This window comes from Actinoplanes derwentensis (assembly GCF_900104725.1).
Classification (GTDB): domain Bacteria; phylum Actinomycetota; class Actinomycetes; order Mycobacteriales; family Micromonosporaceae; genus Actinoplanes; species Actinoplanes derwentensis.
The window spans coordinates 5970633-5984799 of the sequence record NZ_LT629758.1 but is presented as its reverse complement, the minus strand read 5'-3'; the positions used below and the strand labels follow the sequence as shown (position 1 = coordinate 5984799).

The 14167-nt window shown below is 68.8% G+C and carries 13 protein-coding genes; 7 read left to right on the top strand and 6 right to left on the bottom strand.

Translation table 11 applies throughout. The features are described 5' to 3' along the window. Positions 1 to 23 precede the first annotated feature (23 nt). A complete protein-coding gene (locus BLU81_RS49980) occupies positions 24 to 368 on the top strand; it encodes a zf-HC2 domain-containing protein (protein WP_197685987.1) in 345 nt (114 codons plus the stop codon). A gap of 2 nt (positions 369 to 370) precedes the next feature. Here the strand turns inward: BLU81_RS49980 and BLU81_RS26335 are convergent, their stop codons facing one another. The 4 genes from BLU81_RS26335 to BLU81_RS26320 are packed head-to-tail and all read right to left on the bottom strand — an operon-like array spanning position 371 to position 3449. Next, complete coding sequence (locus tag BLU81_RS26335; RefSeq protein WP_092547132.1) at positions 371 to 733, bottom strand: hypothetical protein; 363 nt, start codon at positions 731 to 733, stop codon at positions 371 to 373. Beyond that, positions 730 to 1593, bottom strand: a complete 864-nt coding sequence (locus BLU81_RS26330) for a DODA-type extradiol aromatic ring-opening family dioxygenase (RefSeq protein ID WP_092547131.1) — start codon at positions 1591 to 1593, stop codon at positions 730 to 732. The genes BLU81_RS26335 and BLU81_RS26330 overlap by 4 nt, the downstream gene beginning before the upstream one ends. Positions 1594 to 1602: 9 nt before the next feature. Then, positions 1603 to 2328: a citryl-CoA lyase gene (locus tag BLU81_RS26325; protein WP_092547130.1), complete on the bottom strand. Its 726-nt coding sequence runs from the start codon at positions 2326 to 2328 to the stop codon at positions 1603 to 1605. Beyond that, positions 2313 to 3449 (bottom strand): CaiB/BaiF CoA transferase family protein, encoded by a 1137-nt coding sequence (locus BLU81_RS26320; RefSeq protein ID WP_231953516.1) that lies wholly within the window; start codon positions 3447 to 3449, stop codon positions 2313 to 2315. The genes BLU81_RS26325 and BLU81_RS26320 overlap by 16 nt, the downstream gene beginning before the upstream one ends. A gap of 177 nt (positions 3450 to 3626) precedes the next feature. Between BLU81_RS26320 and BLU81_RS26315 the strand changes: the two genes are divergently transcribed. The 4 genes from BLU81_RS26315 to BLU81_RS26300 all read left to right on the top strand — a co-directional run bounded on the left by BLU81_RS26315 (position 3627) and on the right by BLU81_RS26300 (position 8167). After that, positions 3627 to 5048, top strand: coding sequence for an amidohydrolase family protein (locus BLU81_RS26315; RefSeq protein ID WP_172890624.1), 1422 nt, complete (start codon positions 3627 to 3629; stop codon positions 5046 to 5048). Positions 5049 to 5052: 4 nt separating this feature from the next. Next, positions 5053 to 5856, top strand: coding sequence for an IclR family transcriptional regulator domain-containing protein (locus BLU81_RS26310; protein WP_197685986.1), 804 nt, complete (start codon positions 5053 to 5055; stop codon positions 5854 to 5856). 137 nt (positions 5857 to 5993) lie between these two features. Then, positions 5994 to 6773 carry a DUF4142 domain-containing protein gene (locus BLU81_RS26305; protein WP_231953515.1) on the top strand — a complete coding sequence of 260 codons (780 nt, stop codon included), beginning with the start codon at positions 5994 to 5996 and terminating at the stop codon, positions 6771 to 6773. 59 nt (positions 6774 to 6832) lie between these two features. After that, the gene (locus BLU81_RS26300) at positions 6833 to 8167 is read left to right on the top strand and encodes a DUF4132 domain-containing protein (protein WP_092547126.1); all 1335 of its coding nucleotides are present in this window, start codon (positions 6833 to 6835) and stop codon (positions 8165 to 8167) included. Here BLU81_RS26300 and BLU81_RS26295 read toward each other — a convergent pair. Both BLU81_RS26295 and BLU81_RS26290 read right to left on the bottom strand, forming a co-directional pair. Beyond that, on the bottom strand, positions 8145 to 9791 hold the full coding sequence (locus BLU81_RS26295) for an alpha/beta hydrolase-fold protein (RefSeq protein ID WP_172890623.1): 1647 nt from the start codon (positions 9789 to 9791) through the stop codon (positions 8145 to 8147). The genes BLU81_RS26300 and BLU81_RS26295 overlap by 23 nt on opposite strands. A 170-nt stretch (positions 9792 to 9961) precedes the next feature. Then, positions 9962 to 11311, bottom strand: coding sequence for an NAD(P)/FAD-dependent oxidoreductase (locus BLU81_RS26290; RefSeq protein ID WP_092547124.1), 1350 nt, complete (start codon positions 11309 to 11311; stop codon positions 9962 to 9964). Between the two features lie 111 nt (positions 11312 to 11422). Between BLU81_RS26290 and BLU81_RS26285 the strand changes: the two genes are divergently transcribed. Continuing rightward, complete coding sequence (locus tag BLU81_RS26285; protein ID WP_157751788.1) at positions 11423 to 12196, top strand: endonuclease/exonuclease/phosphatase family protein; 774 nt, start codon at positions 11423 to 11425, stop codon at positions 12194 to 12196. A gap of 168 nt (positions 12197 to 12364) precedes the next feature. Further along, positions 12365 to 13741 carry a glycoside hydrolase 5 family protein gene (locus tag BLU81_RS26280; protein ID WP_307833809.1) on the top strand — a complete coding sequence of 459 codons (1377 nt, stop codon included), beginning with the start codon at positions 12365 to 12367 and terminating at the stop codon, positions 13739 to 13741. Positions 13742 to 14167 lie beyond the last annotated feature (426 nt).

Below are 14167 nucleotides of genomic sequence, written 5' to 3'. Positions count from 1 at the left end.
GTGAACCGTGCACGGATCCACCCGTGCAGGATCTGCTGGGATTTCTTGCGCTCGGCCGGCTCGGTCCGGACGACACCGAGGTGGCCGAGGCGCATCTCGCCCAGTGCGCGGCCTGCCGGGGTCAGGCCGCCGACCTGCGCCGGACCGCCTCCGCGCTGGACCTGTTGTCAGTGGTGGACATCGCCGAGTTGCTGGCCACCTCCACCGCCGAAGCGGCCCCGGCACTGCGACCGGTGGCGGCCGGCCGCGCCGTCTGCCGGTTCACCGGCCCCGGCCCGCACCGGGGCGGAAACCAGGTGCGGCGCGACCTCCCGGTCCGCCGTACGGGGCAGGCCACGAACGCCACACGCGACAACACCCCGACTTGAGCTCACGTCGCGATGTCGGGGTAGGGCCGGGTGATGTGGGCGAGCGACGCACCGTACGCCTTCTGGTATTCGAGGGGTTCGGTGTTGTCCCGTTCGAACACCGCGATGAAAAGGGTCAGTGTCAGGAACGGGTGCGCGCCGAACTCGAACAGTCGCACCTGGTCCCGGGCGATCAGGGCGGCTCGTTCCTCGGCGGTGAGGGCCAGCCAGGTGGTGTTCTCGCCGCTGTGGCAGTTGAGCAGGTCGTTGGCCATCGTGGACTCCCACCAGGTGACCAGTTCGGCGGGATCGTTCCGATAGCGTTCGACCAGCGCGGGGTCCCGGTCCACGGTGAAGAGGAACTTGTTCAGCAGGTACTTGCTCATGCCGGGGCTCCCTGCGGGTACCAGGTGAAGTAGGCCTCCATGGTGTGGAACAGGTCGAGCGTGTCGACGTAGTCGGCTTTCACCCCGGCCCCGGCGACCCCCATCATCAGCATGAAGTCCATGAAGCCGTGGGTGGCGTTGCCCGGCTCGTGCAGGCTGTCCAGAGTCACTTCACGCAGGCAGCCGTCCAGGTCGCCGTCGGCGATCCACTGGACGGCCCGTTGGTCGAACTCAGGATCGGGTCCCTGCGGCCCGAACTGTCGTGGTCCGCCCAGCTCCAGCGACAGGTGACCGGTTCCGATCACGGCGACGCGCAGGTGTGACGGCCACTGCTCGATGATCGTACGAATGCTCTCGCCGAGTTTGACGAACCGGGAGGGCTGCGGCAGTGGTGGTGCGAAGATATTGGTGTAGATCGGCACGATCGGCAGGTCCGCCTCCGGCCGCAACGTGATGATCGGGCAGGTCACGCTGTGGTCGATGCGCAGCTCGTTGCTGAACGCCAGGTCGAATCCGGAGTCCAGACCGGCCCGCAGGATGTGCGCGGACAGGTCCTCGTGGCCTTTCAGGCGCATCTTCGGCAGGCCGAATTCGCGTTCCTCGTTGTACCAGTTCGCGTCGTAGAACGGCGCCTTGCCGACCAGGAACTGTGGCATGTTGTCCAGCCACAGCTGATGGAAGTGGTCCGAGCCGACCATCACCAGCACGTCCGGGTTCGCCTTGGTCAGGGTCTCCCGGAAGGCGGTGATCTTGTGGACCCACTCGTCGGCAAACGGGGGCCGGTCCGCGCCGGTGGCGGTGCTGGCCCGGTAGTAGAAGGGATGATGTGTCGAGGCGATGACCGCGACGATGCTGGCCATGGTCCGTCCTTAGGGTTCGAATACCGCGTTGCGATCGACAGTCATGTAGATGTCATTGGCGATGGGCCGCTGCTGTTCCTCGGCGATCTGCCCGAGCAGCCCGGCCGCGCGGGCCAGCAGGGCGAAACCCCGCAGCATTTCCACCGGGAGACCGAGATCGGCCAGTGCGGCTCCACAGACCCCGGCGCCGTTCAACGGCAACTTCTTGGGGTGTACGGCGGCGATTCCGTCCAGCAGCCGGAGGTGGGGTCCGTAGAGCCCTTCTTCCTTGGCGATTCCGATCAGCACCGGTGTCCGGGGGTCTCGCACCTTGTGCACCGGATGGCCGAGGCCGGGGATCCGTTCACCGGAGCCGGCGATGTCCTCCGCGGTCCGGCCGGCTGCCAGAGCCGACGCCAGAAACCGTCCACAGTCCTCGGTCACGCCCAGGAACCGGGACCCGCCGCCGAGCAACCCGGCGGCCAGCGCGCCCTGGATCGAATTCGGCGCGGACAGGTAGGTGAGCCGGGCCGCGATCGCGGTCGGGGTGAACCCGTGATCGGCGAGCGCCACCAGCACCGACTCGAAGACCCGCACCTCACCGGAGCTGGGGCGGCGCTTGGCGACCAGCCAGAACGCCAGTTCGCCGAACCCCACCTTCCCCATCAGATCGGCGGCCAGATCCTGCCCGAGCAGCGAGATCGAGTCGGCGTCGGACGTACCGAGGCCGGTCGGGAATTTCAGCTCTTCAGCCATGCGCGGATCTCCTCGCCGTGCTCGTTCAGTCCCGGCGGCGGGAGTTCGTACCGGGCCGGGGTCTCGGAGAATGTGATCGGGTTGCGAACCGACGGGATCCCGCCGGAGTCGATCACCGGGTTCAGGCCCAGTTCACCGGCGAACGCGACACCCTCGTCGATGGTGTTGATCGGTGCGCACGGCACCCCGGCGGCGAGCAGGTCACGGAACCACTCGTCGCGGGTGCGGGTGGCCAGCCGTTCGAGCAGGATCGGCCGCAGCTCCTCCCGGTTGGCGGTGCGGTCCTGATTGCGGCCGAACCGTGGGTCCTCGGGCAGTTCCGGCAGGCCGAGGACCTGGCAGAGTTTGCGGAACTGGCCGTCGTTGCCGGCGATGACGATCAGCTCGCCGTCGGCGGTGGGCAGCGGTTCGTACGGGAAGAGGCTGGGGTGTGCGTTGCCCATCCGGAACGGCACGGTGCCCCCGGCGACGTAGGCGCTGGAATGGTTGACCAGGCCGGACAGTGCCGAACTGAGCAGGTTGACCTCCACATGCTGGCCGCGGCCGGTGGTCGCGCGGTGGTTCAGAGCGGCGAGGATGCCGATGCTCGCGTGCATTCCGGCCATCACGTCGAAGACCGAGATCCCGGCCCGGTACGGCGAACCGTCCGGATCGCCGGTGAGGCTCATCAGCCCGGAGATCGCCTGGACCATCAGGTCGTACCCGGGTAGTGCGGCGCCTTCGCCGGAGCCGAAGCCGCTGATACCGGCGTAGACGACTTTCGGATTGCCGGCCGCGACGGCGTCGTAGTCCAGTCCGAACCGGGCCAGGCCGCCGGGCCGGAAGTTCTCGATCAGCACGTCGGCACGCCGGGCCAGCTCCTGTGCGACTTCGAGATCCGCCGGGTTCTTCAGGTCCAGCGAGATCGAGCGCTTGTTGCGGTTGATGCCGAGGTAGTAGGTCGAGACGCCGTCGCGGACCGGTGGCATCCAGGTTCGGGTGTCGTCACCACCCGGCCCCTCCACCTTGATCACCTGGGCGCCGAGGTCGGCCAGGAGCATCGTCGCGTACGGCCCGGCAAGGATCCGGGAGAAATCGGCGACGAGCAGGCCCGCCAGCGGTCCCGTGGGATGCGTAGTCACTCACAACCGTCCGTTCTGCGGACACGTGTCCGCCGATTCAGCGTCCCCGCGCCGAGCTGGCCTGTCAACATCCGCGTTACAAGAAAGAAACGCATCCTTGACGCTCAAGGTGACCTGGAGCACTCTAAGAAGATCGCGCTGCCCGTACAGCGGACAGCCGTCCGAAAGAAGGTGACGATGAGTGTGATCTTCCGAAACGGCCTGGTGCTCACCATGGACGACGAGCACCGGGTGCTGCCCGGAGCCGACGTCCTGGTGGTCGACGGCCACATCGCCGCGATCGGCCATGGGCTGACGGCCCCGGACGGCGCCGAGGAGATCGACGCCTCCGGCGGCATCGTGATGCCCGGCATGATCGACACGCACCGGCACATGTGGCAGACCGCCATGCGCGGCTACGGAGCCGACTGGACCCTCAGCCAGTACTTCGTCTGGTACTACCTGGAATCCGGCAAGCACTTCCGCCCCGAGGACGTCTACGCAGGCAACCTGCTGTCCGCGATCGAGGCCATCGACTCCGGCGTCACCACGACCGTCGACTGGTCACACGGCCTGCAGACCCCGCAGCACGCCGACGCCGCGGTGGACGCCCTGGAAGCGGTGCCCGGCCGGTTCGTCCTCGCCTACGGCAACATCCAGCAGGGCCCGTGGGAGTGGTCCACCTCCGCCGGGTTCCGCGACTTCCACCGGCGGCGGATCGACGGCGGGCGGCTGGCCGGGTTCCAGCTCGCCTTCGACGTCACCGGTGACCCGGCGTTCCCCGAGAAGGCGGCCTTCGAGACCGCCCGTGAGCTCGGTGCCCCGGTCACCACGCATGCCGGGGTGTGGGGTGCCACCAATGACGAGGGCATCCGGTTGATGTACGAGAACGGCTTCATGACCCCGGGCACCGTCTACGTGCACGCCGCCACGCTCAGTGCCGACTCGTACCATCGGATCGCCGCCACCGGCGGCTCGGTCTCGATCTCCACCGAGAGCGAGCAGAGCGCCGGCCAGGGCTACCCGCCCACCTGGCAGCTCCGCAAGTACGGTGTCCCGGTGTCGCTGTCGATGGACACCAGCGTCTGGTGGAGCGGCGACCTCTTCTCCGCTATGCGCAGCACGCTCGGCGCCGACCGGGCCCGCGAGCACCTGGAGGCGCACGCCGGGAAGCGGACGATCACCAACCATCACCTGCGCGCCGAGCACGTCGTCGACTGGGCCACCCTCGGCGGGGCCCGCAGCCTCGGCATGGATTCCCAGATCGGCTCGCTCACCGTCGGTAAGCAGGCGGACGTGGTACTGCTCAAGAACGACGCGTCACCGGTGATGTTCCCGATCCTCAACCCGTACGGCCACGTGGCCTTCCAGGCCCAGCGCGGCGACGTGCACACGGTGCTGGTCGGCGGCCGGGTGGTCAAAAGGGACGGCAAGCTGGTCGATGTCGATCTGGTGTCGGCGCGGGCGAAGGTGCAGGCCACCGTCGATCACCTGCGCGAGACGATGGGGGAGGAAGCCTGGTTGCGGGGGATGAACCCGGATGTCCCCGAGGCCGAACTGTTCGACAACCCGTATCAGTACACCGAGTGGAACGCGGGCAGCGCGCAATGGAAGCATTAGCCGGGTGACCGACACCGGAAGGGGCGCGGGGCCCGACTTCATCGAGGCGCTCGCGCGTGGCCTCGATGTCCTGCGTTCCTTCCAGCCGGGCACACCGTCGATGACGCTGAGCGAGATCGCCGGGCGGACCGGTCTGGCCCGGCCCACGGTGCGGCGGATCCTGATCACCCTGGAGACGCTCGGTTACGTGCGCGGCGCCGGCCGGGGCTACGCGCTCACCCCACGGGTTCTCGACCTGGGCATGGCCTACGTCAACGCGCTGAACATGTGGGACCTGGCCCGGCCGCACATGGAGAAGCTGGTCGCGCTGACCAACGAGTCGACGTCGATGGCCCAGCTCGACGGCAGCGACATCGTCTACGTGGCCCGGGTGGCCGTCCCCAAGATCGTCACGCTCTCGGTGACCATCGGCACCCGTTTCCCGGCCGCCGCGACCTCGATGGGCAAGATCCTGCTGGCGGCCCTGCCGCCGGGCGAGGTGGCCGGGGTGCTGGCCGAGCCGTCCCGCTCCGGCGTCACTGCGCGTAACCTGCCGGATCCAGCCGAGCTGGAGGCCGGTCTGCGGGAGATCCGGGCCAAGGGGTGGGCGCTGGCCGATCAGGATCTGGCGCCGGGCGTGCGTTCGGTGGCCACCGGAGTCCGTGACGGTGAAGGCCGGGTAGTGGCCGCCATCAATGTAACAGTGCATGCGGCGGAGACGTCGGTGGAGACACTGCTTGACGACCACCTGCCGAAACTGCTGAGCGCGGCGGCTTATATAAGTCAGGACTGGGCTATCGCCGATTCAATTCCGTCGACAACTGTGTGATCCGTTTCCGGGAGCGCTCCGTATCCCTGTGTACAACCTGTGCCGACGGCGCTCCCCTGGGGCGACGGGATTCCTTGGAGGTTCACGTGGCTGTTGTCGGATCGAGGTCCTTGTGGCGCCGTCTAAGCAGCGCCGCCTTGATCTCAGCGGTCATGGTCGTACTGGTCCCGGGCAAGTCGGCCTGGGCAGCGGATGTCCCGGTTCCTCCGGAGAATCTGCTGTCCGACCGGGGCGCGGGCAAGATCTCGGCCGCCGACAAGGATTTCGTCATCAAGGTCCGGCTGGCCGGACTGTGGGAGATCCCGGCCGGTGAGATGGCCCAGAACCTGTCCGAGAACAACCGGGTCAAACGGATCGGCCGCAGCATCGCCGACCAGCACACCGAGCTGGACCTGCTGGCCCGCAACGCCGCCACCAAATTGAAGATCACCCTGCCGAACGAGCCGAACGAGGACCAGCAAGGCTGGCTCGACGAGATGGAGTCGGCGCAGGGCGAGCAGTTCGACCAGATCTACATCGACCGTCTCCGCGCCGCTCACGGCAAGATCTTCCCGGCCATCGCGAACATCCGGGCCAGCACCCAGAACGACACCGTGCGCAAGCTCGCCCAGCAGGCGAACCAGTTCGTCATGACCCACATGACCCTGCTGGAGAGCAGCCGGCTCGTCGACTTCGCCGACCTGGCCGCCGCCGCGGCCGCTGCCGCACCCGCTGCCGCCGCGACGACCAAGGCCCCGGCGCAGGTGCTGTCCGCCTCGGAGACCGGCAGCGGCGAGATGTCCGGCGCGAACATGGGCTTCATCCTGGCCGCGCTGGCCGGCGGTCTGGCCGTGGGGGTCTTCGCCACCAAGCAGCTAGCCGGCGGTCGCCGCCCGGGCTACCGCAACAACCGAAGGACCCGTTACTACGGCGGCTGACCCTGGTTAGGGTGGCGCGATGATCGGCTGGATCGCGCCACCGGCTGACCGGCGATGCGTTGCCCCCGCTTGTCACTCCGGGCGGCGGCGAGGCGACCGCGGGGGAGATCAACCACTTGCTGGTACGCCTGGCGAGTTGCGACTCCGACGAGGTCCACCCCGCAGTGCTCGCCGCTCGTGACCGGTGGACCGCCGCGTCCCGGGCACTGTTCGCGGCGGCGCTGTTCGACCGCTGGGTCACCGCCGGGACACCTGCCTCGGACACCTGGTGCATGCACGCCGTCGGGCTGATCGGCGACGACGCGGGCGCCCGCCGGATCGCCGCGCACGCCAAACAGTGGGCCGGCGGCAACGCCAGTGCCCGCGCCCAGACCGCCCTCGACACGTTGCGGCACCGGGGCACCGACGCCGCCCTGATCGAGTTGAGCCTGCTCGCCGAGCGGTCCCGGTTCCCGGTCTTCAAGAGCCGGGCCCGGCAGCACATCGAGGCGATCGCCGACCTGGGCGGTCTCACCTCGGACGAACTGGCGGACCGGCTCGTACCAGCGCTGGGTCTGGTGGACGGCGGCGACGTCCTGCCGACCGCCAAGGGTGACTTCCGCATCGTCTTCGATCATCGGCTCCGGCCGGTGTTGCGCGACGCGACCGGAGAAGTTCACGCCGACCTGCCCCGCGGCTCGGACAAGAAGCGGCTCACCGCACTGCGCAAGGAGGCCCGTGCGTCGGCGTCGCTGCACGTCGCACGCCTGGAACGGGCCATGTGCACCGAGCGCCGGATCCCGGCCGGGATCTTCCTGGACCGGTTCGCCGGCCATCCGTGGATGACCCATCTCGCCCAGCGCCTGATCTGGGGTGTCCTCGCCGGTGACACCCTGACCGGCACGGTCCGGGTCGCCGAGGACGGCACCCTGGCCGACCTCGACGACGAGCCGGTGACCCTGCCGTCGACGGCTGCCGTCGTGATCCTGCATCCGCTGAACTTCCCCGCGGGCACGCTCGGCGTCTGGGGGCAAGTGTTCGCCGACTACGAACTGTTGCAGCCGTTCGCGCAGCTGGACCGACCGGTGCACCGGTTCGGGCCGGGGTTCTTCGACCCGTTCGCCGGACGGAAGACCAGCTATCCGGTGCTGCGCGGGCTGGAGCGCAACGGCTGGACCCGGTGGTACGACGCGGCCGTCCAGATGGCGAAACCGCTCGGCGGCGGCGCGTGGGCGGTGCTGCAGACCGACCCCGGCTGGCACGCCTCGGACACCGTGGACTCGGCGCCGCCGCAGACCGTACGGGAGTTGACAATGGTCCGCGGCGGCGGTGTCACCTTCGGCGACCTGCCTCCGGTGACGTTCTCCGAGCTGATCCACGATTTGCGGATCCTTACTTCACCGGATGCGCCCTGAACTGCTCGGAATGCAGCTGGAACGAGCGGACCAGCTTCGGCATCCAGTAGGCGTCGTCATGCCGCCCGGCCCCGAGCTGGTAGTCGTGCCGGACACCCTTCGCGGCGAGGGCGGTGCTCATCTGCTGGGCCGCCGCACCGAACCGGTACTCGTCGGAGTCGCCGCCGTCGAAGTAGAACCGGTGCCGGTTCAGGTCGGCCGCCGACATGCCCGCGACCAGGGTGAGCGGCCGCAGACCAGCATTGGCGGCCTGCTCGGCCGGGGTGCCGACCAGCGGTGCCAGGCTGAGTGCGCCCATGTGGCTGGCGATCGAACTGAACACCGTGGGGTTCGTCAGGCCGAGGGTGAACGCGCCCTGCCCGCCCATCGACACGCCGCTGATGCCGCGATGGTCCCGGTCGGCGACGGTCCGGTACGACCTGTCGACCAGCGGCACGATCTCGTTGACGATCATCGAGCGGTAGTTGCCGGCCGAGGTGTCGACGTACCAGCCGCTGCCGCCGTCCGGGAAGACCACGATCGTCTCCGCCAGGCCGTTCTCCCTGATCAGCTTGTCGAGCACGGTGTCGATGTCCCGTGCCTCCCACTCGATGTTGCTGCCGTTGAAGCCGTTCAGCAGGTAGACGACCGGGTAGCGTTTCGCGGTCGTGCGGGTGTAGCTCTCCGGCAGGTAGACGTTGAACTGCGCCCGCCGGTTCATCGCCGCCGAGGCGTAGCCGGAGCGGAAGAACCGGGATCGGTCGCCGAGTTCCAGCTGCTTGCGGGGGTCGATGTAGAGCAGTTCGCGGGTGGTGGGCAGGCCGGTCCAGGTGCGGAGGGTGTCCACTACGAGGCGGCCCTGAGCGTCCTTGAACACTTCGGCCTGCGAGTCGGTGAGAGCCACGCTCCCGCTCTTGATCAAGGTCTTGACTTCGGCCAGCCGTAGCTCAGCCGTGTAACCCTGGTGGAAGTAGCCGGGGGCCAGGGTCGCGGCGTAGCCTCGCACGTCCCCCTTGGCGACAGCGCTGTGCTGCCGGTTCAAGACCGCACAGACATGAGCCAATTGGGTACGGGTGACAGCGGTCCCGCTGATCCCCGCCAGGGTGCGCAGCCGAGCCTTCGAATACAACCCGACCGGCCCCTGATAGAAGCCACCGCCACCGGTGCCGTCGTAGACCCGGACCGCGATGACGTTGGTGCCACCCCAGTTGAGCAGTCCGTCCGCCGGGTAGTACTCGCGCGGCACCTCCCAGGTGGAGTCGAAGTTCGGCGGGAAACCGCCGGTGCGCCCGATCTCCTGCCCGTTGAGGTACGCCTGATCGGCGTCGTCGATCTTGCCGAGCGCCGCGACGACGGCGGAATCGGTGACTCCCGCCGGGCGTACCGGCAGCGTGAAGGTCTTCCGATACCAGGCGAAGCCGTCGTACGACGACAGATCGGGGTGTTCGCCCCAGTTGTCCGGAACGGTCCAGTCCCGCCAGCCGGTGTCGCTGAAGGACGGTGCCGCCCACGCGGGGTCGTCTCCGGTGGTGAACTTCCAGCCGGACCCGGCCAGGTCCACTCCGAAGTCGACCGAGCCGGTGGTGGCGCACGAGGTGTCAGTGGATGGCTTCGGCCCTGCTGAAGCCGATGTGGGAACGTTCACAGACGCAAGAGTCAAGAGTAGGGTGCCGAGCAGAGCTCCGCTTTTCAGCGAGAGTGACATCGGATCCTCCTGGAGGATGTGATCACAGGTTCACACACGAAACGTGGTGGACGCACATTCGCAACATTCGTGATCCGTGTCAATCGGGGATCTATCCCTGTTTGAAAATGTCAGATCCGCGAGGACCCGCTCAGATCCACTTCGGCTGGTGGGTTTCCGCCGCGGCTCACCGGGATCCGCCTCGCCCCACGGAGAACACGCAGAGCGATGTGCGGGGCCAGCAGATGCGCCGGGCCGGCGAGCATGTTGGAGACCCGCAGGAACGCCGCACCCAGAGCCGCGTCCCGGGCCGCCGCCACCCGGAACCGGGCCAGGTAACCGTGCAACAGCCGGTCGACCATCCGGCGCTGCCCCTTGACCTCGGGGAACCGCAGGTCACTACCGGTCGCCAGGGACCACGGATTGGCGAGCAGCCGGGCCGCCCGCTCGAAGTAGCGTCCCGGCTCGTCGGCCAGCAACCGGGCCTCCAACGCCGCGACCGTGATGCCCTGCCCATAGATCGGGTTGAAACTGCACAGCGCGTCACCGACCGCCACGAACCCGGCCGGCCGTCGCGGCATCCGCTCGTAGTGATGGCGCACGCTCGACGGATAGCGCATCCGCACCGGCTCGTCGATCGGCTCGGCCGTCCGCAGGAAGTCCCGGATCTCCGGCCCCGGCATCGACTCGGCGTACGCCCGCACCCCCGCGTCGTCGACCGGCGGCTCCGCACCCAGCATGCCCGCCAGCAGCAGCACCACCCGGTCACCGTCCTGCCGCACGATGACCGCGGCCCGCGGCATCCCCGGATACGGCGCCATCACCACCGCGAAGTCGTCACCGCCCGGCACGTACCGGTAATGCCGCGACGTGTAGACCAGCCCCGTGCGGACCGTGCTCGACGGCACCTCCCCGTACCCGAGTTCCCGCAGCCAGACCGGCATCCGGGTGCCCCGCCCACCGGCGTCCACCACCAGATCGGCCTCGATCTCCCGGTCCGCCCCGTCCTGCCGGACCCGGACCCCGAGCACCCGCCCCCGGCTCCCGCGTGCCGGCCCGTCATGCAGCAGCCCGGTGACCTCGGCGCCGTCGATGATCTCCACATCGGGCAGTGCCCGCACCCGCCGCCGCACCAGATGTTCGAGCAGCGGCCGGCTCACCCCGTAGCACTGCATCGACGACGGGGCTTGCCGCATCGCATACCCGTCGAGGTACCACCGGCAGTCGGCGTGCGCGTCCCCCACCGGCACCCCCGAGGTCACCATCTCCGCCGCGAACCCCGGAAACATCTCCCCGAGCGCAGCCGCACCCTTGGCCAGCAGCACATGAGCCTGCCGACTCTGCGGAACCCCACGCCGAGCCGCAGCGACCTCCGGGAACCGATCCCGGTCGAGCACGGTGACCCGCTCGAACCGATCACTCAGAGCCCGAGCCGCCAACAGCCCACCGACACTGCCCCCGACCACCACCGCATGCCCCATGCCCGAATCGTCCTGCCCCGGCGTCCAGCGGACCGCGCTTTCCGCCAGCCGTCAGGCGAACGAGGCGCGCGACGTCGCCTGGGTCCCATGGGCTGGTAGATGATCCTGGGCATGCGGTTGTTGACGTTCAATGCGCTTTTCAAGGGGGACGTCCGGGAGCGGCTTCGGGCTCTGGGGGAGCGGCTGGAGCGGTCCGACTATGACGTCGTGTGTCTGCAGGAGGTGATGTACCGGCGGAACGTGCGGCTTCTGGAGACAGTGGCGCCCAGCTACCGGTATCGGGCGTGCAGCGGGTCCGTCGTACTCCGGGGCGGGCTTGTGGTGCTCTCTCGGCTGCCCATCACGGGGAGTGAGTTTCGGCGGTTTCCGTTGACCGCACCGGCCCGGCCGGAGTACCTGATGCGCAAAGGGGCGCAGATCGTCACCATCGACCGGGTGTTCACCGTGGTCAATACGCATCTGTCGGCGAACCGGGACGACGACTGGTCGCCGGGGAACCGGTATTCGGCCGCTCAGCGGACCGAGTTCGCGGTGCTGGCGGAACGGATCGCGGGGATCGGCACGCCGGTCGTGGTGGTGGGCGACCTGAACGTGCCGCGGGAGTCGGCGGGGCTCGCCGGTCTCCTCGCGGCGACCGGGCTGCGGGACGTTCTGGCCGGTGACACCCGGCCGACCTATCGGCCGACGCCGGGCTGGCCGTCGCCGCCCGCCTTCGATCACGTCCTGGTCCGGCCGGCGGCCGTGCAGTGCCGCGCTGACCTGGTCTTTCAGGATGAGGTACGGCTACCCGGCGGGGGCACCTCCTACCTTTCCGATCACTACGGGGTGGAGGCCGAGCTGACCTACCCGGATTGCAACCACACCGCATTCAGCCGGAAGCTGTAGTGGACGACGCCACCGCCGATCGAGAGGGGCGCTCAGCCAGGCGACCTCCGAAAGGCCCCGATGAACAGCTTGCGTGTCCGTACCGGTCTCGTGGCCTCCGCCGTCCTGGTGACTCTCGGTCTGCCCGCAACGCCGGCCTCGTCGGCGTCCTCGGCTAAGACTGCGGTCATGGACGTTTCCCCGACGCTGGCGAGCCGGCTCGCCGAGGCGAAGACCGCGAAGTCGATGAACTACTACCCGTCGGACGCCGGCTGGTCGGCGATGTGGACCGGGTTCGACGCCGCCCGCGTCGACGCGGACCTGGCGAAGGTCGCCGGGCTGGGCGCCGACAACGTCCGGGTGATCGTCTTCCCGCAGGCGTTCGGCTGGCCGGCGCCGAAGGCCGAGAACACCGCGAAGCTGCGCAAGTTCATCAGCATCGCCGACTCGCACGGCCTGACCGTGAAGGTGACGCTCTTCGACTGGTGGTCCGCCTACGGCGAGGTCACCAACAGTGTCACCTGGGCCAAGACGATTCTGGCGCCGTACGCGAACGACCCGCGAGTGATCGCCGTCGAGCTGAAGAACGAGATCCAGCCCGGTGACACGGCCGCGGTGACCTGGGTCCGGCAGCTGATCCCCGCGATGCGGACCGCGCTGCCGACCATGCCGCTGACCCTCTCGGTCGACGGCAGCGTCGGGGCAGCCGGTCTGCAGCGGCTCAAGTCGTCGCTGGCCGGCACCTCGCTGGACTACTACGACTACCACTTCTACGGCTCGTCGGAGCGGGCGCTCGCCGAGATCCGCAAGGCGCAGGCAGCGGTCGCCCCGGACCCGGTGGTGATCGGCGAGACCGGTGTCAGCAGCGCCGTCGTCAGCGAAGGGGAACAGGGCGCCTACCTGGCCCGGGTGTTCCGGGCCGCGACCGAGGCCGGGGTCGGGTCGGTGTCGCCGTGGACGCTCAACGACTTCGCGAACGGGGCGATCCCCGCCAACTCGTCGGTGTCGGCGATGCCCGCCCAGTACAAGTTCGGCTTGTACCGCGCCGACGGCACCCCGAAGTTCGCGGCCACCGTGGTCCGTACCGTGTGGACCACCGGCACGGTGCCGAACAGCCTGCTCAACCTGGGTTTCGAGCTGTCGCCGACGGAGTCGGCCTGGCGGCAGGGCAACAGCACGGCGGGTACGGCCGTGATCGCTCCCGAGATGGCCCGCACCGGCGCGCGGTCGGCCCGGTTCAGTGGCACCACCCGTACCGCGGCCGGTCTGCCGTCCCTGATCATCTCGCCGATCACTCCAGTGCAGGCCGGTTTCCGGTGGCGGGCCGAGGCGTTCGCCCGGGGGATCAACGCCACCGGCACCACCGAGATCGCGCTGAGCTGGTTCGACGTCAACGGTAAGTGGATCAGCCAGAACCTGTCGAACCGGCTCCCGGCCGGCAACTCCGGCTGGACCAAGCTGGTCGTCGAGGCGGTCGCCCCGGCCGGTGCCACCAGCGTCCAGCTGCACCTGAAGTCCGGCGACAACACCGGCACGGTCTGGTTCGACGACGTCGCGATCTCCTGAGATCACCCCGATGCGGGCAGGTCACAGCGGTTCGAGATCGACGGCGATCGAGGGCCTTGTCTCACCGCCTACCGCACCGGCGAGGCTGTCGAGCACTGCCACCTCGCACTCCTGACCCGCGCTGGAGCCTGTTCGCCGCCTGGGCCCACCGTGACGGCTACCGTTCCGCCCGCGCCGTCCCGATGCGGTAACGGGGACAGCTGATCGGCGCCGGCACGGCCCCCTGCCCGACCGGCCGTCGCCCGCCCGACGGCGAGATCGGTAGTGACTGCCGACCCCACCCCCAGCCGGCTCGGCTGCTGAGTCCCGAGTCAGGCGCCGAGAAAATCTATGCTGACAGGACTAGACATTCTTGCGAGGTCTGGTTAGTGTTTCTCTTGTACGGAACGAAGATCGTTGAAGGCGCAGACCGTAAGTGATCGAGGT